Source organism: Pseudomonas sp. WS 5412 (assembly GCF_012985615.1).
GTDB lineage: Bacteria > Pseudomonadota > Gammaproteobacteria > Pseudomonadales > Pseudomonadaceae > Aquipseudomonas > Aquipseudomonas shahriarae.
This window is the reverse complement of sequence record NZ_JAARMB010000001.1, coordinates 414396-437885: the sequence shown is the minus strand read 5'-3', so window position 1 is coordinate 437885 and position 23490 is coordinate 414396. Positions and strand designations below refer to the sequence as shown.

The following is a 23490-nucleotide window of genomic DNA, read 5'->3' as shown; positions in this document are numbered from 1 at the left end:
CTCTTCTTAATTCTTCGCGACAGCGGGTTGCGCTGCCGTGGGCGCAGCCGGTTCGCGCCAGCTAACGGCCAGGCCGTTGGCGTAACGCAGGTCGATGCTCGCGATGTTCGTAATCTGTTCTTTCAGGGTTTTGTCGTAGATGGCGATAAAGCGGCGCATCTTCTCCACCAAGTGGTCGCGTCCCAGCAACAACTCGATGCCCGGGCCGGAACTGCCTGCCCCGGTGGTCAGGAACCAGCTGCCCCGCTCGCGCAATTCCAGGCGCGCAATGGAGAAGCCCAGTGGCCGCAGCATCTGGCTCAACGCCTGGTACTGCTGCATCACTTGTTGTTGCGCCCGTTGCGGCCCGAACAACTGCGGCAAATGCTCGTAGTTGGCCAGCTCACGCGGGTTGAATGCCTGGCCCTGGTTGTTCAACAGCGCTTCGTCACCCCAACGGGCCACGGGCAGTTGTTCTTCCAGGCGGATCGTCACTTGATCCGGCCACACGCGCCGTACTTCGGCGTGGGCAATCCACGGCATCTGCTCCAGTTCGGCACGCATGCCTGCCAGGTCGATGGTGAAGAAGCTCGCCGCGACAAAAGGCGCGATCCGCTGCTGCACCGCTTGCTGGCTGATGTAGCTCAAGTCGCCCTGCACGCTGATCTTGGTGATCGGGCGGTCGGCATACGGCAACAGGCGCTGCGCACCTTCATAGGTGCCAAAGCCCAACGCCACCAACAGCACCGGCCAGAACAGGGCCTTGAGAAAACCAAAGTTGGCTTTCGGCAGGCGCGCCGACATCGGCTCTTTAGCCACCATTCGACTGGCACCACGCGGCACCGGCTTGCGGCCGGGAGCGGGTGGCTGATGGCGAAGCGATGCGCCTTGCATGGTCTTAACCTCGTGCCTCTTCATTACCGGCCACATTACCGGCCACATAACTGGCGGCCAGGATCGCCAGCACCAACTGCTGGAAGTCCAGGCCGGCTGCGCGTGCAGCCATGGGCACCAGGCTGTGGTCGGTCATGCCCGGTGCGGTGTTGACTTCAAGGAACCAGAAGTTCCCCTGGTCATCCTGCATCACGTCTGCCCGCGCCCAACCGGCGATACCCAACGCCTCACAGGCTTTCGCCGTGAGGTCCATCAATTCCTGCTCTTTGGTTGCATCGAGGCCGCATGGGATCCGGTACTGGGTATCGGAGGCCAGGTACTTGGCGTCGTAGTCGTAAAAGGTATGGGGGGTGCCCAGCGCGATAGGCGGCAATACCTGGTCACGGAGGGTCGCGATGGTGAATTCGGGACCGGAGATCCACTGTTCCACCAACACTTGCGAATCGTAGGTACTTGCCGCTTTCCATGCGTCGATCAATTCGGCGGCCGAGTTCACTTTGGCCATGCCGATACTGGAGCCTTCATGGGCTGGTTTGACGATCAAAGGCAGGCCCAGTTCCTTGGCCGCAGAAATACAATCGTCTTCGCTGCACAAAACGCTGTGACGCGGCGTCGGAATGCCCAGGCTGTGCCACACCTGCTTGGTGCGCAACTTGTCCATGGCCAGTGCCGAGGCAAGGATGCCGCTGCCGGTGTAAGGGATCCCGGCGCACTCCAGCAGGCCCTGCATGCTGCCGTCTTCACCGCCACGGCCGTGAAGAATGATGAAGGCGCGGTCGATCTTCTCGGCCTGCAGGCGAGCGAGGAAGTCATCGCCCACGTCGATACCAAAGGCGTTCACACCGGCACTTTGCAGCGCTTGGAGCACAGCATTGCCGGACTTGAGCGACACTTCGCGCTCAGCGCTCTTGCCGCCGAACAGTACCGCCACGCGGCCGAAGTCGGCAGGCGCGATGGTGGAGAACAGGGAGCCGTAGTTGGTGGTCATTTCGACTTCCCCTGGGCAGGCGCGGCAGCAAACAGCGGGCTCGCGAGCAATTTAGGGGCAAGGCCGCCGATATCACCGGCACCCTGGCACAGCAGGATGTCGCCGGCACGCAGCAGCGGCTTGACGATCGGCGCCAGGTCCACACCACGCTCGATATAGATCGGGTCCAGTTGCCCGCGCTGACGGATGCTGTTGCACAGCTTGCGGCTGTCGGCGCCGGGGATCGGTTCTTCACCGGCCGGGTAGACTTCCATCAACAGCAGCACGTTGGCATCGGCCAATACATTTACGAAATCGTCGTACAGGTCACGGGTGCGGCTGTAGCGGTGCGGCTGGTAGACCATCACCAGGCGACGCTCCGGCCAGCCACCACGCACGGCCTTGATCACGGCCGCGACTTCGGTCGGGTGGTGACCGTAGTCATCCACCAGCATCACGTCGCCGCCGTCTACCGGCAGGTGGCCGTAGACCTGGAAGCGCCGGCCCACACCGGCAAAACCCGACAGGCCTTCGACGATGGCTTCATCGCTGACGCCCTCATCGGTGGCGATGCAGATGGTCGCCAGGGAATTGAGCACATTGTGGTTGCCCGGCATGTTCACCGAGACGTCCAGCGGCTCGCGATCAGGGCGCAACACGGTAAAGAAGGTCTGCATGCCTTGCTGACGTACATTGATCGCACGCACGTCGGCGTCTTCGCTGAAGCCATAGGTCACGGTCGGACGCTTGACCAGCGGCAGGATTTCGCGCACTACCGGATCGTCCAGGCACACCACAGCCAAACCGTAGAACGGCAGGTTATGCAGGAACTCGACGAAGGTTTTCTTCAACTTGTTGAAGTCGCCGTCGTAGGTCGCCATATGGTCGGCGTCGATGTTGGTGACCACGGCCACCAGCGGCTGCAGGTGCAGGAAGCTGGCATCGCTTTCATCGGCTTCGGCAATCAGATAACGGCTGGTACCCAGTTGTGCATTGGTACCTGCTGCATTCAGCCGGCCACCGATCACGAAGGTCGGGTCCAGGCCGCCGGCGGCAAATACCGAGGCGATCAGGCTGGTGGTGGTGGTCTTGCCGTGGGTACCGGCGACGGCGATGCCATGGCGGTAACGCATCAGCTCGGCCAGCATCTCGGCGCGGGGCACCACGGGAATACGGCGCTCAAGGGCGGTGGCCACTTCCGGGTTGGAGGTGTTCACGGCACTGGAGACCACCAGTACATCGGCCTGCGCGGCGTTCTCGGCACGGTGACCGATAAAGATTTGCGCGCCAAACGATTCCAGGCGCTCGGTGACCGGCGAGGTCTTGAGGTCGGAGCCGGAGACCTGGTAACCCAGGTTCAGCAACACTTCGGCGATCCCGCACATGCCCACGCCGCCGATACCGACGAAGTGGATGCGACGGATGCGGCGCATTTCCGGTTGCGGCATGGCTTTTTGATTCTCAACCATGGGCCACCTCCAGGCAGATATCGACCACGCTACGGGTGGCGTCGGGTTTGGCCAGGCGGCTTGCGGTGCTCGCCATGCTGTTCAGTCGTTCGGGTTGCATCAAAACCTCAGTCAGGCATGCGGCCAGATCGGCGGCGCCAGTCGTTCTTTGCGGCAGCAGGAAGGCAGCGCCCTCCCCGGCCAAATATTCGGCGTTGCGGGTCTGGTGATCGTCGATCGCATGGGGCAAAGGCACCAGCAAGGACGGCAGACCGGCAGCAGCCAGTTCACTGACGGTCAACGCACCTGCGCGACAGACCACCAGGTCGGCCCAGCCATAGGCATGGGCCATGTCTTTGATAAAAGGCTCTACAGTCGCCTCGACACCGGCCTCGCGATAGCGGGCGGCAGTCACTTCATCGTGGTTCTTGCCTGCCTGATGGAAAATCTCGGGACGCAGTTCCACAGGCAGTTGCGCCAGCGCCTCCGGCAGCAGCTTGTTCAGCGGTTCGGCGCCCAGGCTTCCGCCGAGGATCAGCAGGTGCGCCTTGCGCCCGGTCAGGGCCTGACGGGCAATGTCCATAAACAGTTCGGTACGCACCGGGTTACCGGTGGTGCGGCGCTTGTCCATGGCTGCAAACGTATTCGGGAATGCCTCGCAGACCCGCGCCGCCAATGGCGCCAACAGGCGGTTGGCAGTACCGGCCACAGCGTTTTGCTCGTGGACGATCACCGGCACACCGGCCAATCGCGCGGCCACACCGCCAGGACCGGTGACATAGCCACCAAAGCCCAGCACACACACCGGCTTCAACTCACGGATAACCTTGCGCGCCTGCCACACCGCCTTTAGCAACACGAACGGCGCCTTGAGCAGGGACAATTTGCTTTTGCCGCGCAGGCCGCTGACGTTGATCAGGTGCAGGGGCAAGCCGGCCGCCGGAACCAATTCATTTTCGATGCCACGGGGCGTACCCAGCCAATGCACGGTGTAGCCGCGGGCCTGGAACTCACGGGCACAGGCCAGCGCCGGGAACACGTGGCCGCCGGTGCCGCCCGCCATGATCAGCACGTTAGCGCCCATGGGTCGGCTCCTCGGCAAAATCGCTCTCGCTGAATTCCATCTCTTCGCTGCCCAAATGGGTTCGACTCTCCCACTCGATACGCAGCAACAAGCCGAGACAGGCACAGCAGATCACCAACGAGCTGCCGCCATAACTGAGGAACGGCAGGGTCAGGCCCTTGGTCGGCAGCAGGCCGACGTTCACACCGATGTTGATCAGGAACTGGCCGATCCACAGGAAGGCCAGGCCGTAAGCCACATAGGCGGCAAAGAATTGTTTGGCTTTTTCGGCCCACAAGCCGATGTACATGGCCCGCACGCAGACGAACACGAACAGCCCGACGGTGGCCAGGGAGCCGACCACGCCCAGCTCTTCGGCGAGTACCGAGAACACGAAGTCGGTATGGGCTTCCGGCAGGTAGAACTGCTTCTGCACGCTGTTGCCCAGGCCCACGCCCAGCCACTCGCCGCGACCGAAGGCGATCAGCGCCTGGGTCAGTTGGTAGCCGGAGCCGAACTGGTCGGACCAGGGGTCGGTAAAGGTGATCAGGCGCGCCATCCGATAGGGTTGCGCCTGCACCAGGATCGTCACGGCCGCCACGGCGAGCCCAACCATCAGGGCAAAGCGGAACAAGCCCACCCCGCCGAGGAACAGCATCGCAGCGGCGGCGCCCATCATCACCACGGTGGCGCCGAAGTCCGGCTCCATCAGCAACAGACCGGCCATGGGCAGCAGCACGATGAATGGCTTGAAGAAGCCCATCCAACTTTCCCGCACTTCTTTCTGACGACGCACCAGGTAGCCCGCGAGGTAAATCACCACGAACACCTTGGCGATCTCCGAAGGCTGCACGTTGAAAGCACCGAAGCCAATCCAGCGCATCGAACCGTTCACCTCACGGCCGATGCCGGGGACGATTACCATCACCAGCAGGCCGAAGGCACCGAGCAGCATCAGCCAACCCAGGCGCTGCCAGGTGGCGATAGGAATCATCATAGTGACGATGCACGCACCGAGGCCGATCACCAGGTAAATCAGGTGGCGGATCATGTGGTACAGGGTGTTACCCGACTGTACGGCAGCCACTTCCGAGGAGGCCGAGGTGATCATCACCAGGCCCAGGCCCAGCAGCGCCAGGCAACCGGCGAGCATCGGGAAGTCGAGGTCGATCCCGCGCCCGGTAATGATCGGCGACGGGTACGGCTTGATAATGTTCTTCAGGTCCAGACTCATGCCAAGCCCTCCACGGCACGGGCGAACAACTGGCCGCGCTCTTCGTAGTTCTTGAACATGTCGAAACTGGCGCACGCCGGCGACAGCAGCACGGCATCGCCGGGCTGGGCCAGGGCGCGGCATTGAGCGATGGCATCGTCCAGGGAGGTGGCACGCACTTGCGGCACCGCGTTGCCCAGGGCGGCGGCGATCAAGTCGCTGTCACGGCCCATCAGCACCACGGCACGGCAATGAGCAGCCACCGGGCCCTTGAGGTCCTTGAAGTCGGCACCCTTGCCATCGCCACCGGCGATCAGCAGGAGTTTGCCGTCGATATCGGCTCCCAGGCCTTCGATGGCGGCCAGCGCGGCGCCGACATTGGTGGCCTTGGAATCGTTGTAGTAGCTCACGCCATCCAGGTCGCGCACCCACTGGCAGCGGTGCTCCAGGCCGGCAAAGGTGCGCAGGCTCGACAGCATCGCGTCGAACGGCAAGCCGACCGCATGCCCCAACGCCAGGGCCGCCAGGGCATTGGACTGGTTGTGGGCGCCACGGATTTTCAGTTCACGAACCGGCATCAGGTTCTGGAATTCGAAGGCCAGGTATTTCTCGCCATTCTCTTCACGGATACCAAAGGCCTTGAAATCGGGTTTGCTCAGGCCGAAGGTCCAGCATGGCAGGCCCTCACCCATCAGCGGACGGCTCAGGGCATCCTGGCGATTGACCACCACTTGCCGCGCACCACGGAAGATCCGGTGCTTGGCCAGGTGATAAGCCGGCAGGCCGCTGTAGCGGTCCATATGGTCTTCGCTGACGTTCAACACAGTGGCCACTTCAGCGCCGAGTTGATCGGTGGTCTCCAGCTGGAAGCTCGACAGCTCCATGACATACAGCTCGATATCGTCGCTGAGCAAATCCAGCGCCGGCGTACCGAGGTTACCGCCCACGGCCACGCGCTTGCCGGCCGCAGCCGCCATTTCGCCGACCAGGGTGGTGACGGTGCTCTTGGCGTTGGAACCGCTGATCGCAACGATGGGCGCCTTGGCGTTACGCGCAAACAGCTCGATATCGCCGGACAACTTCACGCCACGCGCCGCCGCCGCTTGCAGGGCCGGAGTCGCCAGGGCCAGGCCGGGGCTCACATAGAGCTCGTCGGCACGGCACAGAAACTCGACATCCAACTCGCCACAACGCACTTCCACGTGCGGGTAGTCACGGCGCAGCGTGACCAGCTCCGGTGGATTTTCCCGCGTATCGGCCACGGCAAACGACTTGCCCCGGTTCGCCAGGAAGCGAACCAGGGACATGCCGCTCTTGCCGAGGCCGACAACGATGCGGAAGTGGTCTGAAGCGATCAGGGACACTCGTTTCTACCTCAGTTTCAGGGTGGCAAGGCCAACCAGCACAAGAATCACGGTGATGATCCAGAAACGGACAATCACCCGTGGCTCCGGCCAGCCCTTGAGTTCAAAGTGGTGATGAATCGGCGCCATGCGAAACACGCGGCGACCGGTCAACTTGAAGGACGCAACCTGGATCACCACCGACAGGGTCTCCATCACGAACACGCCGCCCATGATGAACAGGACGATTTCCTGGCGCACGATCACGGCAATGGTGCCCAGGGCCGCGCCCAGCGCCAGGGCGCCGACGTCGCCCATGAACACTTGGGCCGGATAGGTGTTGAACCACAGGAAGCCCAGTCCGGCACCGATCAGCGCGCCGCAGAACACAATCAATTCACCCGCGCCCGGTACATACGGGATCAGCAGGTATTCAGCGAATTTCACGTTACCCGACAGGTAGCAGAAGATGCCCAGGGCGCCGCCCACCATCACCGTCGGCATGATCGCCAGGCCGTCGAGGCCATCGGTCAGGTTGACCGCGTTGCTGGAGCCGACAATCACGAAATAGGTCAACACCACGAAGCCAATGCCCAACGGGATGCTGGCATCCTTGAGCATCGGGAAAATCAGCGTGGTTTCCACCGCGCTCGGCGCAGTCATATAAAGGAAGATCGCCGCGCCCAGGCCGAACACTGATTGCCAGAAGTACTTCCAGCGGCTTGGCAGCCCCTTGGAATTCTTCTCGATTACCTTGCGGTAGTCATCGACCCAGCCGATGGCGCCGAACAGCAGGGTCACCAGCAACACCACCCAGACATAGCGGTTGGCCAGGTCGGCCCAGAGCAAGGTGCTGATGCCGATGGACGACAGGATCAACGCGCCGCCCATGGTCGGTGTGCCGGACTTGGACAAGTGCGACTGCGGGCCGTCATTGCGCACGGACTGGCCGATCTGCAGGTTTTGCAGAGTACGGATCATCCATGGCCCCAGAAACAGCGACAAACACAGCGCGGTCAGCACACCCAGGATCCCGCGCAGGGTCAGGTACTGAAAGACCGCGAAGCCTTTGTGGAACTGTTGCAGATACTCAGCCAGCAGCAGCAGCATTAATGTTTCTCCGTACTTGAGCCACACAAGGCCGCGACGACGTTTTCCATCACCGCGCTGCGCGATCCCTTGATCAAAATGGTTGTGTGTTTGTCTTGTTCGGCTACGCCCAGCGCCTGGATCAACTCGGCCTGGCTCGCGAAGTGCCGCGCGCCCAAACCAAACGCGGCGGCGGCGTGGGCCATGTTCGGGCCGACGGCATAGAAGGCGTCGACTTTGCCACTGGCGTAGGCACCCACTTCGCGGTGGGACTGTTCGGCCCAGTCGCCCAGTTCGGCGATATCACCCAGCACCAGCACCTTGCGACCGTCAAAGCCTTTGAGCAGGTCAATGGCCGCGCAGATCGAGGATTGGTTGGCGTTGTAAGTGTCATCAATCACGCGCATACCGTTGCTCGCCAGTTGCGCCACGGTGCGACCCTTGACCGGTTGCACTGCGCCCAGGCCGGTGGCAATGCCGAACAGCGACACGCCCAGGGCGTAGGCAGCGGCGGCGGCGGCCAGGGCGTTGGCAACGTTGTGGTTGCCCAGCAGGTTCAGTTGCACGTGCTCATCACCTTGCGGACTGTGCAGGGTGAAAGCCGGGCAGCCACGGGCATCGAGCGTGATGTTCGAGGCATGGAAGTCCGCCGCGGCGTTGTGCACGGCGAAGCTCAAGACCTTGCGCCCGGCGGCACGTACACGCCAGGTTTCGAAGGCCTTGTCATCGAGGTTCAGGACTGAGGTACCGGAAGCGTCCAGCCCCTCAAGGATTTCACCCTTGGCCTGGACGATCTTCTCGGGGCCACCAAACTCGCCAACGTGGGCAGTGCCCGCGTTATTGATAATGGCGACGTGCGGCCGGGTCATGGCCACGGTGTAGGCAATTTCGCCAATGCGCGACGCGCCCAGCTCGATCACGGCGGCGGTGTGTTCCGGCGCCAGTTCAAGCAGGGTCAGCGGTGCGCCGAAATCGTTGTTCAGGTTGCCACGGGTCGCCAGCACTGGCCCGCGCGTGCGCAGGATACCGGCAAGCAGTTCCTTGACCGTGGTTTTGCCACTGGAGCCGGTGATCGCCGCCACCGGATTGGTGAACGCCGCGCGGTTCAGCGCGCCCAATTGACCCAGGGCCAGACGGGTGTCGGCCACCAGCAACTGCGGCAGTGTCGAGTCAGTGACTTCACGCTGCACCAAGGCACCGACCGCGCCTTTGGCGGCCACCTCATTCAAATAGTCATGCCCGTCGAAGCGCGGGCCGGCCAGGGCGACAAACAGTTGCCCCGGCTTGATGTTGCGACTGTCGATACTGACGCCGTCGAAGCTGCAATCGCTCGACAACACACGGGCCGACAAGGCCTGGGTCAGTTCGCTGAACTGCATGGCCTTAAGCATGGGCCACCTCCCACGCGGTCAAGGCGCGATCGGCCTCGACCAGATCGGAGAAGGCATGGCGTTCGCCGTTGATTTCCTGGTAGTCCTCATGGCCTTTACCGGCCAGAACCACCACATCGTCAGCGCTGGCGCTGGCGATCAATTGGGCAATGGCTGCGCCGCGACCGGCGACGAAGCTCACCCGAGAGGCGTCCTGGAAGCCTGCGCGGATATCATCGAAAATCTGGCTTGGCGCTTCGCTACGCGGGTTGTCGTCAGTCACCAGTACACCATCGGCCAGGCGCTCGACGATCTCGGCCATCAGCGGGCGTTTGCCGCGATCGCGGTCGCCGCCGCAGCCGAACAGGCACAGCAACTTGCCCTTGGCGTGAGGGCGCAGGGCTTCGAGAACTTTTTCCAGGGCATCCGGGGTGTGGGCATAATCGACCACCACCAGCGGCTGCGTCCCGCCACCCAGGCGCTGCATACGCCCGGCCGGGCCTTCAAGCCTGGGCAATACACGCAGGATTTCGTCCAGGGCGTAATCCAGGCCCAGCAAGGCGCCGATGGCCGCGAGGACGTTGCTCAGGTTAAAGCGACCGAGCAAGGCACTGCGCAAGTGGTGCTCGCCCTGGGGCGTGACCAGCGTCGCGAGTACACCTTCGTCATTGAACTGGGCTTCGCGGCAATACAGGTAGGCGCTGGAGTCTTCCAGGCTGTAGCTGATCAGGCGTGCTTCGCTTTTTTCTGCGGCCAGTTGGCGCCCGAATGCATCATCGAGGTTCACGACGCGGCACTTCAGATCGGTCCAGCCGAACAGCTTGGCCTTGGCGGCGGCATACGCCTCCATGCTGCCGTGGTAGTCCAGGTGGTCACGGGACAGGTTGGTCATCACTGCCACGTCGAATGCCAGGGCGGTGACCCGGCCCTGATCCAGGCCATGGGACGACACTTCCATGGCCACGGCCTTGGCCCCGGCCTTTTTCAAGTCGGCCAGGGTCGCCTGCACGGCAATCGGGTTCGGCGTGGTATGCAGGCCGCTTTGCAGCGCGCCATAGAAACCGGTGCCCAGGGTGCCAACGATGCCGCAGTGCTGGCCCAGCAGGTCCAGCGCCTGGGCCACCAACTGGGTGACACTGGTCTTGCCGTTGGTGCCGGTGACGCCAATCAGGTTGAGCTGGCGGCTCGGGTCGCCATAAAAACGCCCGGCGATATCCGACAACTGCGCCGCCAGGCCCTTGACCGGAATCAACGGCACATCGGTAATCGGTAATACAGTGGCACCTTCGACTTCGTAGGCCACCGCCGCCGCGCCGCGCTGCAGGGCGTCGGCGATATGGGCACGACCGTCGAACTTGCCGCCTGGCACAGCCAGGAACAGGTCGCCAGCACGTACGTTACGGCTGTCCAGACTCAGTTCGCGAATCAACAGATCGCGGCCAGCGTGGGCGAAAATCTTGTTCAGGCTAAGAGACATCAGCCGCGCCCTCCATTGGCTTTTACAGCAGCGGCCGGTGGTCCGGCGTTGGCTTGTTGGGTCGGCGGCAGGTTGTCCGGCGTGATGTTCATCAAACGCAGGGTGCCGGACATGACTTTGCTGAATACGGGTGCCGAGACCAGGCCACCGAAGTAGCCGGCCTTGCTCGGTTCATCAATGACCACGACGATGGCGTAACGCGGATCGCTCATCGGGCCGAAGCCAGCGAACAGCGAGCGGTAGGAGTTTTCGGCATAGCCTTTGGTGCCCACCGACGTCTTCCGTGCGGTACCGGACTTGCCGGCCACGTGATAGGCCGGGACCTGGGCACGGAACACGCCGCGTGGTGCCTCGATCACTTGTTGCAGCATGGTCTGCATGGTCTTGGCGACGTTTTCCGGGATGACCTGTTCGGATTTCGGCGCTTCGTCCAGGTGGATCAGGCTCAACGGCGTCATGCGGCCATTGTTGGCCAGCACGGAAAAGGCGTGGGCCAGCTGGATCGCGGTCACCGACAGGCCATAGCCATAGGACAGGGTCGCGGTCTCGGCCTTGCGCCACTCACGGTAGTTGGGCAGGTTGCCGACGCGCTCGCCCGGGAAGTCCAGGCCGGTAGGCTGGCCCAGGCCGATCCTCTGCGCCAGGTGGTAGATGTTTTCGCCGCCGATATCGAAGGCGACTTTACTCATGCCGACGTTACTGGAGTTGATCAGGATGCCGGTCAGGTCCAGCACCGGGCCTTCGCTGCGGGACACGTCGCGAATGGTGTACTTGCCCAGTTGCAGGGTGCCCGGATAGACCTCGACTTTGTCGGTCGGCTTCCAGCGCCCGGATTCCAGGGCCGCACTCATGGAGATGGCTTTCATGGTCGAACCCGGCTCGAACACGTCGATCATCGCGCGGTTGCGCATCATCGCCGGTTGCAGGTTGCGACGGTTGTTCGGGTTGTAGGTCGGCTGGTTGACCATGGCGAGGATCTCGCCGGTCTTCACGTCCATGATCACCAGGCTGCCGGCTTTTGCGCCGTTCTCGATGATCGCGTTGCGCAGCTCGCGGTTGGCCAGGTACTGCAGGCGCAAGTCAATCGACAACGCCAAGGGCTTACCGGCCTTGGCGTTTTTGGTGACTTGGACATCCTTGATCAGTCTGCCGCGCCGATCCTTGATGACCTGCCGCTTGCCGGGAACCCCGGCCAGCCACTCGTCGTAGGCCAGTTCCACCCCTTCGCGGCCATGGTCATCAATGTCGGTGAAGCCGACCATGTGGGCAGTGGTCTCGCCGGCCGGGTAGAAACGCCGGAATTCCTCGATGCCGTAGACACCGGGGATTTTCAGGTCGAGCACGCCTTGGCCCTGTTCCGGGGTCAGGCCGCGAACCAGATAGATGAATTCTTTGTTGGCCTGGGCTTCAAGACGCTCTTTAAGGGCCTTGGGATCCTGGCCGAGGGCGTGGGCCAGCTCGGTCCATTTGTCCTTGACCGCTTGCAGTTCCTTGGCGTTGGCCCACAGCGTGGTCACCGGGGTACTGACAGCCAGGGGTTCACCGTTACGGTCGGTGATCAGCCCGCGGTGCGCAGGAATCGGGATATGACGCAGGCTGCGGGCATCGCCCTGGCCGATCAGGAAGTCGCGATCCACCACTTGCAGGTCGACGATGCGCCAGGCAATCGCGCCCACCATCAACGCGAGCAAGCCCAGCACGACGCGGAAGCGCCACGGGTAGAGTGCGCCTTCGAGTTTCATCATGGCGCCACCATGCGGACTTCCGCCGCGCCAGGAATGTGCATCTTCAGCTGTTCGGAGGCCAGCACTTCGATGCGGCTATGGGCCGTCCAGGTGCTTTGTTCAAGAATCAGCCGGCCCCACTCCGCCTGGGCCTTGTCGCGCACACTCAATTCGCCGTACAGGCTATTGAGCAGTTGACGGTTCCAGTGGGCGCTGTAGGACACCGCAATTGCAGACACCAGTACGCCGACGTACAGCAGCATCATAAAGAAGCTGCCGCCCGGCAGGGGCTTGGCGAAAAGCTTGCTCACCGCAACTTCTCCGCAACACGCATGACGGCGCTGCGAGCACGTGGGTTGGCCTTGAGTTCGGCTTCGGAAGCGAACTGCGCTTTGCCATGAATTTTGATTTTCGGCACAAAGGCTTCGAAACGTACCGGCAGGTTGCGCGGCAGGTTGTCGGTTTCGCCCTTGACCAGGCGACGCATGAACAATTTGACGATGCGATCTTCCAGGGAGTGGAAGCTGATCACCACCAGGCGACCGCCCACTTCCAGGGACTCCAGGGCAGCCTCAAGGCCAGCCTCCAGGTCGCCCAGTTCGTTGTTAACGTGAATGCGCAGGCCCTGGAATGCACGGGTCGCCGGGTTCTTGCCCTTTTCCCATGCCGGGTTGGCGACTTTCAGTACTTCGGCCAGGTCGGCGGTGCGCTCGAACGGCTGGATTTCCCGGCGCTCGACCACGGCACGGGCCATGCGGCCGGCGAAACGCTCTTCGCCGTATTCCTTGAATACGCGGGTGATTTCTTCGTGGGGCGCGGTGGCGATGAACTGCGCGGCGCTGATGCCACGGCTCGGGTCCATGCGCATGTCCAGCGGACCATCATTCATGAAACTGAAACCGCGCTCAGGGTCGTCCAACTGCGGCGACGACACGCCCAGGTCCAGCAAAACCCCGGCCACCTTGCCCGCCATGCCCCGCTCGGCGACTTCCGCGCCCAGCTCGGCAAAGCTGCGCTGCACAACGACAAAGCGGCCGTCTTCGGCCGCTAGCGCTTGCCCGGTGGCAATCGCCTGGGGATCCTTGTCGAATCCGAGGAGTTTGCCCTCCGGGCCGAGCTGGCTGAGGATCAAACGGCTATGCCCGCCGCGCCCGAACGTGCCATCCAGATAGCAGCCATCAGGGCGCACGGCGAGAGCCTCGACGGCTTCGTCAAGCAGCACGGTGATGTGGTTAAAGCCGCTATCAATAGTCACAGGATCAAATCACGCAGTTCATCAGGCATGGCGCCCGGTTGTTGAATAGCAGCCAGGTCAGCTGCAGACACAGCATCCCAGGCATCTTCGTCCCACAATTGGAACTTGTTCAGTTGGCCTACCAGCATCGCGCGCTTATCAAGCTTGGCGTATTCGCGCAGACGCGGTGGAACCAGGAAACGACCACTGCCATCGAGTTCGAGGTCGACGGCATTACCAATCAGCAGGCGTTGCAAACGGCGGTTTTCTTCACGCAACGAAGGCAGAGCGCGCAACTTGGTTTCAATCAACTCCCACTCATCGAGGGGGTAAACGCACAAACAAGGATCAACGGCATCAATCGTGATGATTAACTGCCCGGAACTTCGCGAAATGAGCTCGTCACGATACCGGCTCGGCATGGCGAGACGGCCTTTTGCATCGAGACTGATAGCGTTAGCTCCGCGAAACACAGGTGCGTTTCTCCAAATTTTAGCGTTTTACGTTCAAAAAACCCACTTTGTGCCACTTTCCGCCACTTGCGCACACTATAGGAATGCGCCCACCACACCGTCAAGGCGCGGATTAAAGGAAAAGCCTTACAGAACGGAGATTTAGGAGCGTAAAAGGAGGAGAAACGAGAGTTCGGCGATGTTTTTGACTCAACAAACGCAAATAGCTCAAAGAGCTAGAGCTTGAACTTAAAGTAATTTATTAAGAGTAAGATTTTTTCGGTATTACGAAGACGCATCTGCCAATGATTTGGCAGGGAGGGATTCTTGCGTTACTACCTGGTTTCTGCCCGAGACTCGTGCAGAAGGAAAAAGGTGGAGAGTCGATCTATAAGCCGGGTTCTGTCTTGAACAGTCATTCGTCTACGATGGCCATCACTGGACATCTTTAGCAACCTACCCGGTTCCAGCGCGGGCCACGCCTTGGAACCCTATTTGGTCTTGCTCCAAGTGGGGTTTACCTAGCCACGAACTGTTGCCAGTCGCGCGGTGCGCTCTTACCGCACCTTTTCACCCTTACCGGCACCGAAGTGCTTAGGCGGTTATTTTCTGTGGCACTTTCCGTAGGCTCACGCCCCCCAGGCATTACCTGGCACTTCGCCCTATGGAGCCCGGACTTTCCTCCCCCCCCTAATTTTCATAGAGGGCAGCGACTGTCCAATCGACTCTCCGCCGCGAAGGTTAACGGCACGGCGGCCTTAGAACAAGTATTAAAAGACAGCATTGCCATCACGTTCCGACGCCGTGCACGTTAAACCCTGGAACTATTCGCTCTTTTGCTTATCAAGCGCGGCCTGATACAGCACGTTCTTGCGCACACCGGTGATTTCGGCGGCCAGGGCTGCGGCTCGCTTGAGTGGCATTTCCTTGAGCAGCAGGTCCAGCACGCGCATGGCTTCGCTGCCCACGGCATCTTCAGTCTCTGGCGCGGCCCAGCCCGCGACCAGCACGACGCATTCGCCACGCTGCTGATTGCTGTCACCCTCGACAAACGCGCGCAGCTCTTCCAGCGGCAGGCCCTTGAGGGTTTCAAAAGTCTTGGTCAGCTCCCGTGCCAGCAAGGCCAGACGTTCGCCACCGAAAACCAGCTCCATATCTTGCAGGCACTCGAGGATACGGTGCGGCGCCTCGTAGAAAATCAGGGTGCGCGGCTCTTCCTTTAACAGTTCCAGGCGCGCCCGGCGCCCCACGGCCTTGGCCGGCAGGAAACCTTCGAAGATAAAGCGGTCGGACGGCAAGCCCGCCGCCGACAAGGCGGCAATCAACGCACACGCCCCGGGAACCGGAACTACATTGATGCCCGCCGCCCGCGCCTGACGGACCAGGTGGTAACCGGGGTCGGAGATCAATGGCGTACCGGCATCGGAAATCAACGCCACGTCATCGCCCGCAAGCAGACGGGTAATAAAACGACTGCCCTCGTCACGCTCATTATGCTCATGACAGGCCGCCAGGGGCGTGGTGATACCAAAGTGCTGCATCAGGCGCAGCGAGTGCCGGGTGTCTTCCGCCGCAATCAACTTGGCTTCGCGCAACACTTTCAGCGCCCGCGCGCTGATGTCGTCCAGGTTGCCAATGGGCGTCGCCACCACAAAAAGCGAGCCAGCAGTGGAATTCAAAGGACCTGGAGCAGTCAAAGCGCACACCTCAAAGATTGGCAAAAGCCATATTGTAGCGCGTAGACGTCAAGAAAATGCGCCAAGGGGGTCGTGTCCATCGGGTCTGTTTGCGGCGGTTACTGACGCCCTGCAACATTTAAACGATCTAAATAGACGGTTTCACGCCACTAACATCGCGCCCGGGCCAGTGCTTGGGTACAATTCCACGCTAATTTGATCGGTATCAGGAACACTTACATGATCGCTTGCCTGCGGCTGTTCTCTGCCCTTTGCCTGGCTGCCCTGTTGGCGGCTTGCGCAAGCTCGCCCTCGTCAAGCCTTGGCGAACTCCCACGGACCCCGGATGCCACCATCGAGCAACTGCTCGAACAGGCGACTTCGGCCAAGACTCCAGAAAAAGCTGCACTGCTGCGCCTGAGCGCGGCGGACATGGCCTTCCACCAGAACAATCCTGGGCGCTCCGCGCAGATCCTCGCGCAAGTGCCGCTGGACAGCCTCAAGCCGGCCGCCCAGGTCTTTGCCAGCACCTTGACGGCAGAACTGGCCATGGGCCGCAACCAGCCCAAGGCTGCGTTGACCGCGCTGAGCCATCCGAGCTTGCAAAACCTCAAGGAGTTGCCGCCGGAACAACAAATCCGCACTGGCAGCGTGCATGCCCGCGCCTATGAAGCCGACGGTCAGACCCTGGCCGCCGCCCGCGAACGCGTGGCCATGGCTCCGTTGCTGACAGGCGATGCTGCCGCCAGCAACCACGAAGCCATCTGGAGCCTGATTGCCGCCGTACCTGGCGAGCAGTTGCAGGCCAGCGGCAATCCGGTCCTCGACGGCTGGATCAGCCTGGCCCAGGCCGTGAAAAACGCCGGCACCCTGGAGCAGCAGCAAGCCGCCATCGATACCTGGCGCGTGCAGAACCCTGCGCACCCGGCTGCGGGGCAACTGCCGACGCCGCTGACCAAGCTCAAGGAACTGGCCAGCCAACCGCTGAATAAAATCGCCCTGCTGTTGCCGCAGCAAGGCCCGCTGGCCAGCGTAGCCAAGGCCCTGCGCGAAGGCTTCATGGCCGCGCACTACCAGGCGCAACAGGCCGGGCAGAAGCCACCTGTCATCGAGTTCTATGACAGCTCGCGCGTCAGCTCCATCGATGAGTTCTACAAAAAAGCCCAGGCTGATGGCGTGCAACTGGTGATCGGCCCGCTGGAAAAGCCGCTGGTCAAACAACTCAGCGCCCGCCCGCAACTGCCCATCACCACCCTGGCCCTGAACTACAGCGAGGGCGACCAAGCCCCTGCGCAACTGTTCCAGTTCGGCCTGGCTGCCGAGGACGAAGCCCGTGAAGTGTCGCGCCGTGCCCGCGCCGACGGCCTGCACCGCGCAGCCGCCATGGTGCCGAAAGGCGAGTGGGGCGACCGTGTACTCAAGGCCTTCCGCCAGGACTGGGAAGCCAACGGCGGCACCCTGATCGGTGTCGAACATGTCGACCAGCCTGTGGCCCTGGCCCAGCAGATCGCCGATCTGTTCAAGCTGCGCCAGAGCGAAGGCCGCGCCAAGAGCCTGCAAAGCACAGTCGGCACTGACATCGCGGCACAGCCATCGCGTCGCCAGGATATCGAGTTCATCTTCCTCGCCGTGACGCCGCAGCAGGCTCAACAGATCAAGCCGACGCTGAACTTCCAATACGCGGGCGATGTGCCGGTATATGCCACTTCCCACGTGTTCAGTGCCAGTGGCGACAAGAACCAGTACAACGACATGAACGGCATTATGTTCTGCGAAACGCCGTGGCTGCTCAACACCACCGACCCGCTGCGCAATCAGGTTGCTACACAATGGCCACAAGCCAATGGCAGCTTGGGCCGCCTCTATGCGATGGGTGTGGACGCCTACCGCCTGGCGCCACGCCTGGGTCAACTCAAGGCGCTGCCCGACACGCGCATCGACGGCCTTTCCGGCAACCTGGGCATGAGCCCGAGCCAACGGATCGAACGCCAGATGCCGTGGGCCAAGTTTGTCAGTGGTCAGATCGAACGCTTGCCCGATACCCCGCGCTGATGCCCCCACGCTCCAGCGTAGAAACCGGCAAGGATGCCGAACAACAAGCACTTGAACACTTGCAGCGACAAGGTCTGCGCCTGCTGGCGCAGAACTGGTTGTGTAAACGCGGCGAGCTTGATCTGGTCATGCTTGACGGCGATACAGTAGTATTTGTCGAAGTCCGCTACAGAAAATACGCACAATGGGGTGGTGCGCTCGCCAGTATCGACGAGCGCAAACGTCAAAAGCTGATACTCGCCGCGCAGTTTTTCCTGCTCAGTGAACATCGCTGGGCCGACTCCCCCTGCCGTTTCGATGTGGTTGCCGTAGAAAGCAGCCCCCACGGAACCGCTGGTCTGAACTGGCTGCGCAACGCCTTCGACGGCTGAGCGCCACCGGCACAGATCGGACATCTTCACCGCACACTTTTGCTCTTTGCTTTGCGGGCTGCACATTCGTGTGCCATACAGCCGCGCTACTTAAGGTCACACAGATGGACATGCAATCCCGAATTCGCCAGCTTTTCCAGGCCAGTATCGATACCAAGCAACAGGCGATGGACGTACTTGCACCGCACATCGAGCAAGCCAGCCAGGTCATGGTCAACGCCCTGCTCAACGAAGGCAAAATGCTTTCGTGCGGCAACGGCGGTTCGGCCGGCGACGCCCAGCACTTTTCCTCCGAGCTGCTCAACCGCTTTGAGCGCGAGCGGCCGAGCCTGCCGGCTATCGCCTTGACCACCGATTCGTCGACGATTACCTCGATCGCCAACGACTACAGCTACAACGAAATCTTTTCCAAACAAATCCGTGCCCTCGGCCAACCGGGCGATGTGCTGCTGGCGATTTCCACCAGCGGCAACTCGGCAAACATTATTCAAGCGATCCAGGCCGCACATGATCGCGAAATGATTGTCGTAGCATTGACCGGGCGCGACGGTGGCGGCATGGCCTCACTGCTGCTGCCCGAAGACGTGGAGATCCGCGTCCCGGCCCATGTCACTGCACGTATTCAGGAAGTCCATCTGCTGACGATCCACTGCCTGTGCGATCTGATCGACAGCCAACTGTTCGGGAGTGAAGAATGACCGTTAACCGCCTCAGCCTTATGGCCATCACGCTGTGCCTCGCTATCAGCGGCTGCACCTCGGCCATCACCGCGACCCGCGACTCCCCTATCCAGGACGACCGCGGCACGCGCACCTTTGGCAGCAAGATCGATGACTCGCTGATCGAGACCAAGGTCGGCGTCAACGTCGCCAAGGCCGCCACCGACCTGGGCAACGGCGCATCGCGCATCGTCGTGACCAGCTTCAACGGCATCGTGCTCCTCGCCGGGCAAACCCCGCGCGCCGACCTCAAGACCCAGGCCGAACAAGCCGCTTCGACCGTGCAACGGGTCAAGAAAGTCCATAACGAATTGCAGGTCGCACAACCCATCACCCTGCTGGCAATCAGCAATGATGCTGTGCTGACCACCAAGATCAAGGCGCAGATGCTCACCGACAGCGCGATCCCCGGCTCGCGGATCAAGGTGGTGACTGACAACGGCATCGTCTACCTGATGGGCCTGCTGACCCAGCAGGAAGCCACCCGCGCCACCAACCTGGTACAGGGTGTGTCCGGGGTACAGAAAATTGTGAAGCTGTTCGAATACATCGACTGATGTAATCGCCAGCCACAAAAAAGGGCGCCGTGCATTGACTGCACGGCGCCCTTTTTATTGGCTGGCGGTTACTGGTACTGCTGGTACGGATTGCCCTGGAACTGGTTGTTCTGCTGCTGTTGCTGCGCAGGCTGGCCGTACTGCTGACCCGGGATCGGGCCGAGGTTAACCTCGACACGACGGTTCTGCGCACGACCGTTGACATCAGCGTTGCTGGCAATCGGGTTATCCGGGCCGGCACCACGGGTGGTCAGGTTGGTCGGGCTCACACCTTGGGAGGTCAGGTAGTTGGCCACGCTTTGCGCACGCCGCTGGGACAGGTCCATGTTGAGCTGGCGGCTGCCGGTGCTGTCGGTATAGCCGACAATCTGGATGGTGTTCTGGTTGAACTGCTTGAGCGACCCGGCCAGGTTGTTCAAGGGGGTGTAGAAGCTGCTGGCGATAGCATCGGAGTTGGTGGCAAACGTGATGTTACCCGGCATGATCAACTTGATCTGGTCACCCTGGCGCTGCACCTCGACGCCGGTGTTGGCCATGCTTTCCCGCAGTTTCTTTTCCTGCTGGTCAGCGTAATAGCCGTAACCGGCAGCGCCGATACCGGCCACGGCAGCGCCGATCAGCGCGCCCTTGCCACGGTTGTTGTGGTCAATGGCTGCACCGGCCAAGGCCCCCGCCAGCGCGCCGAGGCCGCCGTACTTGGCGGTTTTGCTCATGCCTTGTGAACCGTTGTCCGCCTGTCCCTGGCTGCCATCGTAAGGGTTAGGGGAAGCACAGCCCGACAATAGGGCTACCGCGGTAGCAACAACAAGCAGACGACGCGAAGTGAACATGAGGGAAGCTCCTACTTTTGCATTCTGTGATGCAGAGGACATTGGCAATGGACCTGTGCCGAGTTTGGAACGCGACAAACGGCAAAAATTCCGTGCTCCGCCGCGCACCTGTGACAAAAGATAAACACCGGCACGCTCACCTCAACCCTAGCAGAGCCTCGCCCTGTCAGGCCCTGACAAACGGATTTTCGCGCATTTCATCCCCCAGGCGCGTATCCGGGCCATGCCCTGTCACCACGGTCGCCTCTTCGTCCAGGGTGTACAGACGCTGCTGGATCGAGCGCACGATGGTCGCCTGGTCGCCACCCCACAAATCCGTGCGCCCTACCCCACGCCGGAACAAGGTATCCCCGGCGATCAGCAACTTGGCATCGGCAAACCAGAAACTCATCGACCCCGGCGTATGCCCAGGGGTATGCAGGGCCACCCCGCAGCCACAGGCCAGCTCTTCATCATCGGCCAACCAGCGATCCGGTGACGGCACCGGGGTGTAGGGCACACCGAACATCTGGCACTGCATTTCCAGGTTATCCCACAGGAACTGATCTTCCTTGTGCAGGTGCAGCGTGGCGCCGGTCTTCTCTTTCAACTGGCCGGAAGCCAGGAAGTGGTCCAGGTGCGCATGGGTGTGGATGATGCTCACCACCTTCAGGCCCAGCGCATCGAGCCGCGCCAGGATCAGCTCATGGTTGCCACCTGGATCGACCACGATGGCCTTCTTGCTGACCGGGTCGCCGATGATTGTGCAGTTGCACTGCAACGGGCCGACGGGGAAGGTTTCGCGGATCAGTCGGGGGGTTGTGGCGTGCATAAGGACTCCCTTCTAGCTGTTGGCCCGTGCGGCGTGCAGTTTTTTGTAGCTGTCGATCAGCCGCAGGTGTCGATCCAGGCCTTCGAGCTTCATGCTGGTCGGGGTCAAACCATGGAACCGCACGCTGCCCTCCACCGAACCGATGGCGGCGTCCATGCGCTCGTTGCCAAACATCCGGCGGAAGTTGGCCTCGTAGTCTTCCAGCTCCAAATCCTCGTCCAACTGCATCTCCAGCACCGCATTCACTGCCTGGTAGAACAGGCCGCGTTCGACGGTGTTGTCGTTGTATTGCAGGAACATCTCCACCGCTTCCTTCGCCTCTTCATACTGCTGCAAGGCGAGATAGATCAGCAGCTTCAACTCAAGGATCGTCAACTGGCCCCAGGCCGTGTTGTCGTCAAATTCAATGCCGATCAGGGTGGTGATATCGGTGTAGTCATCCAGTTCACTTTCCACCAGGCGCTCGACCAGCGCTTGCAGGCCGTCTTCATCCAGGCTGTGCAAGTTGAGGATATCGGCGCGGAAGAACAGCGCCTTGTTGGTGTTATCCCAGATCAGGTCGTCAACCGGATAGATTTCCGAATAGTCCGGCACCAGGATGCGGCAGGCCTTGGCGCCGATATGCTCGTACACCGCCATGTAGACCTGCTTGCCCATGCCTTCGAGAATGCCGAACAAAGTCGCGGCCTCTTCGGCGTTGGAATCCTCACCCTGGCCGGAAAAGTCCCACTCCACGAACGCGTAATCGGACTTGGCACTGAAGAAGCGCCACGACACCACGCCGCTGGAGTCGATGAAGTGCTCGACAAAGTTGTTCGGCTCGGTCACCGCATGCCCTTCAAAGGTCGGCTGCGGCAAGTCGTTCAGGCCTTCGAAGCTACGGCCCTGAAGCAACTCGGTAAGGCTGCGCTCCAGCGCCACTTCCAGGCTTGGGTGGGCGCCAAACGAGGCAAATACGCCGCCGGTGCGCGGGTTCATCAGGGTCACGCACATCACCGGGAACTCGCCGCCCAGGGATGCATCCTTGACTAGCACCGGGAAACCCTGCTCTTCCAGGGCCTGGATACCGGCGAGGATGCTTGGGTATTTGGCCAGCACTTCGGCCGGGACATCCGGCAAGGCGAATTCACCTTCAATGATTTCGCGCTTCACCGCACGCTCGAAAATCTCCGACAGGCACTGCACCTGGGCCTCAGCCAAGGTGTTACCGGCACTCATGCCGTTGCTCAGGTAGAGGTTCTCGATGAGGTTGGAGGGGAAATACACCACCTCGCCGTCAGACTGACGCACAAACGGCAGTGAGACGATGCCACGCTCTTCATTGCCGGAGTTGGTATCGATCAGGTGTGAGCCGCGCAACTCGCCATCGCGGTTGTAGATCTTCAGGCAGTACTCGTCGAGGATTTCCGTCGGCAGCGCGTCTTTACGGCCGGGCTTGAACCAGCGCTCCTCCGGGTAATGCACAAACGCCGCGTTGGCGATTTCTTCGCCCCAGAACTGGTCGTTGTAGAAGAAGTTGCAGTTCAGGCGCTCGATAAACTCGCCCAGGGCCGACGCCAGTGCGCCTTCCTTGGTCGCGCCCTTGCCGTTGGTAAAGCACATCGGCGAATGGGCATCGCGGATATGCAACGACCAGACATTGGGCACGATATTGCGCCACGAGGCGATTTCAATCTTCATGCCCAGGCCCGCGAGAATGGCCGACATGTTGGCGATGGTCTGCTCCAGCGGCAGGTCCTTGCCCGCGATGAAGGTGCCCGCGTCTGCCGCAGCCGCCGGCATCAGCAACGCCTGGGCGTCGGCGTCGAGGTTTTCCACCTCTTCGATAACAAACTCGGGCCCGGCCTGTACCACTTTCTTTACCGTGCAGCGGTCAATGGAGCGCAGGATGCCCTGACGATCCTTGTCGGAAATATCCGCCGGCAACTCGACCTGAATCTTGAAAATCTGGTTGTAGCGGTTTTCCGGGTCGACAATATTGTTCTGCGACAGGCGGATATTGTCCGTGGGGATATTGCGCGTGCTGCAGTACAACTTCACAAAGTAAGCCGCACACAACGCCGACGAAGCCAGGAAGTAGTCGAACGGACCGGGGGCCGAGCCATCGCCCTTGTAGCGAATCGGCTGGTCGGCCACCACGGTGAAGTCATCGAACTTGGCTTCAAGCCGGAGATTGTCGAGAAAATTGACCTTGATTTCCATGCGGGATTACCAGAATAGC

General features: G+C 61.5%; 21 protein-coding genes and 1 other RNA gene. 4 read left to right on the top strand and 18 right to left on the bottom strand.

Annotation, left to right across the window (positions count from 1 at the left end):
- Positions 1 to 6 precede the first annotated feature (6 nt).
- The 15 genes from HBR94_RS02145 to rsmI form a co-directional block, all read right to left on the bottom strand.
- Entirely contained in the window at positions 7 to 873 is an 867-nt protein-coding gene (locus HBR94_RS02145) for a cell division protein FtsQ/DivIB (protein WP_115128967.1), read from the bottom strand.
- A 4-nt stretch (positions 874 to 877) separates the two neighbouring features.
- On the bottom strand, positions 878 to 1861 hold the full coding sequence (locus HBR94_RS02140) for a D-alanine--D-alanine ligase (protein ID WP_057958506.1): 984 nt from the start codon (positions 1859 to 1861) through the stop codon (positions 878 to 880).
- Positions 1858 to 3309, bottom strand: a complete 1452-nt coding sequence (murC, locus tag HBR94_RS02135; protein WP_115128968.1) for a UDP-N-acetylmuramate--L-alanine ligase — start codon at positions 3307 to 3309, stop codon at positions 1858 to 1860. Before murC ends, HBR94_RS02140 begins: the two co-directional genes overlap by 4 nt.
- Entirely contained in the window at positions 3302 to 4372 is a 1071-nt protein-coding gene (murG, locus tag HBR94_RS02130) for an undecaprenyldiphospho-muramoylpentapeptide beta-N-acetylglucosaminyltransferase (RefSeq protein ID WP_169959745.1), read from the bottom strand. Before murG ends, murC begins: the two co-directional genes overlap by 8 nt.
- Entirely contained in the window at positions 4362 to 5573 is a 1212-nt protein-coding gene (ftsW, locus tag HBR94_RS02125; RefSeq protein ID WP_162493911.1) for a putative lipid II flippase FtsW, read from the bottom strand. The genes murG and ftsW overlap by 11 nt, the downstream gene beginning before the upstream one ends.
- Positions 5574 to 5581: 8 nt before the next feature.
- Positions 5582 to 6928 carry a UDP-N-acetylmuramoyl-L-alanine--D-glutamate ligase gene (murD, locus tag HBR94_RS02120; protein WP_169959746.1) on the bottom strand — a complete coding sequence of 449 codons (1347 nt, stop codon included), beginning with the start codon at positions 6926 to 6928 and terminating at the stop codon, positions 5582 to 5584.
- A gap of 6 nt (positions 6929 to 6934) precedes the next feature.
- Positions 6935 to 8017, bottom strand: coding sequence for a phospho-N-acetylmuramoyl-pentapeptide-transferase (gene mraY, locus HBR94_RS02115; protein ID WP_029297824.1), 1083 nt, complete (start codon positions 8015 to 8017; stop codon positions 6935 to 6937).
- Positions 8017 to 9387 carry a UDP-N-acetylmuramoyl-tripeptide--D-alanyl-D-alanine ligase gene (gene murF / locus HBR94_RS02110; RefSeq protein WP_170044066.1) on the bottom strand — a complete coding sequence of 457 codons (1371 nt, stop codon included), beginning with the start codon at positions 9385 to 9387 and terminating at the stop codon, positions 8017 to 8019. Before murF ends, mraY begins: the two co-directional genes overlap by 1 nt.
- The gene (locus tag HBR94_RS02105) at positions 9380 to 10843 is read right to left on the bottom strand and encodes a UDP-N-acetylmuramoyl-L-alanyl-D-glutamate--2,6-diaminopimelate ligase (RefSeq protein WP_169959748.1); all 1464 of its coding nucleotides are present in this window, start codon (positions 10841 to 10843) and stop codon (positions 9380 to 9382) included. Before HBR94_RS02105 ends, murF begins: the two co-directional genes overlap by 8 nt.
- Positions 10843 to 12585 carry a penicillin-binding protein 2 gene (locus HBR94_RS02100; RefSeq protein WP_169959848.1) on the bottom strand — a complete coding sequence of 581 codons (1743 nt, stop codon included), beginning with the start codon at positions 12583 to 12585 and terminating at the stop codon, positions 10843 to 10845. The genes HBR94_RS02105 and HBR94_RS02100 overlap by 1 nt, the downstream gene beginning before the upstream one ends.
- Entirely contained in the window at positions 12585 to 12878 is a 294-nt protein-coding gene (gene ftsL / locus HBR94_RS02095) for a cell division protein FtsL (protein ID WP_057438173.1), read from the bottom strand. The genes HBR94_RS02100 and ftsL overlap by 1 nt, the downstream gene beginning before the upstream one ends.
- On the bottom strand, positions 12875 to 13816 hold the full coding sequence (gene rsmH / locus HBR94_RS02090) for a 16S rRNA (cytosine(1402)-N(4))-methyltransferase RsmH (protein WP_092238453.1): 942 nt from the start codon (positions 13814 to 13816) through the stop codon (positions 12875 to 12877). Before rsmH ends, ftsL begins: the two co-directional genes overlap by 4 nt.
- 2 nt (positions 13817 to 13818) lie before the next feature.
- A complete protein-coding gene (gene mraZ, locus HBR94_RS02085; RefSeq protein WP_003171868.1) occupies positions 13819 to 14274 on the bottom strand; it encodes a division/cell wall cluster transcriptional repressor MraZ in 456 nt (151 codons plus the stop codon).
- A 354-nt stretch (positions 14275 to 14628) separates the two neighbouring features.
- Positions 14629 to 14982, bottom strand: an RNA gene (gene rnpB / locus HBR94_RS02080) — RNase P RNA component class A.
- A gap of 95 nt (positions 14983 to 15077) precedes the next feature.
- On the bottom strand, positions 15078 to 15950 hold the full coding sequence (gene rsmI / locus HBR94_RS02075) for a 16S rRNA (cytidine(1402)-2'-O)-methyltransferase (RefSeq protein WP_115128973.1): 873 nt from the start codon (positions 15948 to 15950) through the stop codon (positions 15078 to 15080).
- A 219-nt stretch (positions 15951 to 16169) separates the two neighbouring features.
- On the opposite strand from rsmI, the gene HBR94_RS02070 reads away from it, so the two are divergent.
- From HBR94_RS02070 to HBR94_RS02055, 4 genes are all read left to right on the top strand, one after another.
- Positions 16170 to 17981, top strand: coding sequence for a penicillin-binding protein activator (locus HBR94_RS02070; protein WP_170044065.1), 1812 nt, complete (start codon positions 16170 to 16172; stop codon positions 17979 to 17981).
- Complete coding sequence (locus HBR94_RS02065) at positions 17981 to 18352, top strand: YraN family protein (protein ID WP_170044064.1); 372 nt, start codon at positions 17981 to 17983, stop codon at positions 18350 to 18352. The genes HBR94_RS02070 and HBR94_RS02065 overlap by 1 nt, the downstream gene beginning before the upstream one ends.
- A 104-nt stretch (positions 18353 to 18456) precedes the next feature.
- Positions 18457 to 19050, top strand: coding sequence for a phosphoheptose isomerase (locus HBR94_RS02060; protein ID WP_057438165.1), 594 nt, complete (start codon positions 18457 to 18459; stop codon positions 19048 to 19050).
- On the top strand, positions 19047 to 19628 hold the full coding sequence (locus HBR94_RS02055; protein WP_057958495.1) for a BON domain-containing protein: 582 nt from the start codon (positions 19047 to 19049) through the stop codon (positions 19626 to 19628). The genes HBR94_RS02060 and HBR94_RS02055 overlap by 4 nt, the downstream gene beginning before the upstream one ends.
- Positions 19629 to 19696: 68 nt before the next feature.
- On the opposite strand, the gene HBR94_RS02050 is transcribed toward HBR94_RS02055, so the two are convergent.
- The 3 genes from HBR94_RS02050 to HBR94_RS02040 all read right to left on the bottom strand — a co-directional run bounded on the left by HBR94_RS02050 (position 19697) and on the right by HBR94_RS02040 (position 23471).
- On the bottom strand, positions 19697 to 20458 hold the full coding sequence (locus tag HBR94_RS02050) for an OmpA family protein (RefSeq protein WP_029297808.1): 762 nt from the start codon (positions 20456 to 20458) through the stop codon (positions 19697 to 19699).
- Positions 20459 to 20624: 166 nt separating this feature from the next.
- Positions 20625 to 21269 (bottom strand): MBL fold metallo-hydrolase, encoded by a 645-nt coding sequence (locus tag HBR94_RS02045; protein ID WP_115128977.1) that lies wholly within the window; start codon positions 21267 to 21269, stop codon positions 20625 to 20627.
- A gap of 12 nt (positions 21270 to 21281) precedes the next feature.
- Positions 21282 to 23471, bottom strand: coding sequence for an OsmC domain/YcaO domain-containing protein (locus tag HBR94_RS02040; RefSeq protein ID WP_170044063.1), 2190 nt, complete (start codon positions 23469 to 23471; stop codon positions 21282 to 21284).
- Positions 23472 to 23490 lie beyond the last annotated feature (19 nt).

Bases quoted from the DNA above. Each gene is read 5' to 3' on its own strand.
- HBR94_RS02045 (WP_115128977.1), bottom strand. From the start codon at position 21,269: ATGCACGCCACAACCCCCCGACTGATCCGCGAAACCTTCCCCGTCGGC.
- murG (WP_169959745.1), bottom strand. From the start codon at position 4,372: ATGGGCGCTAACGTGCTGATCATGGCGGGCGGCACCGGCGGCCACGTG.
- HBR94_RS02065 (WP_170044064.1), top strand. From the start codon at position 17,981: ATGCCCCCACGCTCCAGCGTAGAAACCGGCAAGGATGCCGAACAACAA.
- HBR94_RS02050 (WP_029297808.1), bottom strand. From the start codon at position 20,458: ATGTTCACTTCGCGTCGTCTGCTTGTTGTTGCTACCGCGGTAGCCCTA.
- murC (WP_115128968.1), bottom strand. From the start codon at position 3,309: ATGGTTGAGAATCAAAAAGCCATGCCGCAACCGGAAATGCGCCGCATC.
- HBR94_RS02055 (WP_057958495.1), top strand. From the start codon at position 19,047: ATGACCGTTAACCGCCTCAGCCTTATGGCCATCACGCTGTGCCTCGCT.
- mraY (WP_029297824.1), bottom strand. From the start codon at position 8,017: ATGCTGCTGCTGCTGGCTGAGTATCTGCAACAGTTCCACAAAGGCTTC.
- HBR94_RS02105 (WP_169959748.1), bottom strand. From the start codon at position 10,843: ATGTCTCTTAGCCTGAACAAGATTTTCGCCCACGCTGGCCGCGATCTG.
- HBR94_RS02140 (WP_057958506.1), bottom strand. From the start codon at position 1,861: ATGACCACCAACTACGGCTCCCTGTTCTCCACCATCGCGCCTGCCGAC.
- HBR94_RS02070 (WP_170044065.1), top strand. From the start codon at position 16,170: ATGATCGCTTGCCTGCGGCTGTTCTCTGCCCTTTGCCTGGCTGCCCTG.
- murF (WP_170044066.1), bottom strand. From the start codon at position 9,387: ATGCTTAAGGCCATGCAGTTCAGCGAACTGACCCAGGCCTTGTCGGCC.
- HBR94_RS02040 (WP_170044063.1), bottom strand. From the start codon at position 23,471: ATGGAAATCAAGGTCAATTTTCTCGACAATCTCCGGCTTGAAGCCAAG.
- HBR94_RS02100 (WP_169959848.1), bottom strand. From the start codon at position 12,585: ATGAAACTCGAAGGCGCACTCTACCCGTGGCGCTTCCGCGTCGTGCTG.
- HBR94_RS02145 (WP_115128967.1), bottom strand. From the start codon at position 873: ATGCAAGGCGCATCGCTTCGCCATCAGCCACCCGCTCCCGGCCGCAAG.
- HBR94_RS02060 (WP_057438165.1), top strand. From the start codon at position 18,457: ATGGACATGCAATCCCGAATTCGCCAGCTTTTCCAGGCCAGTATCGAT.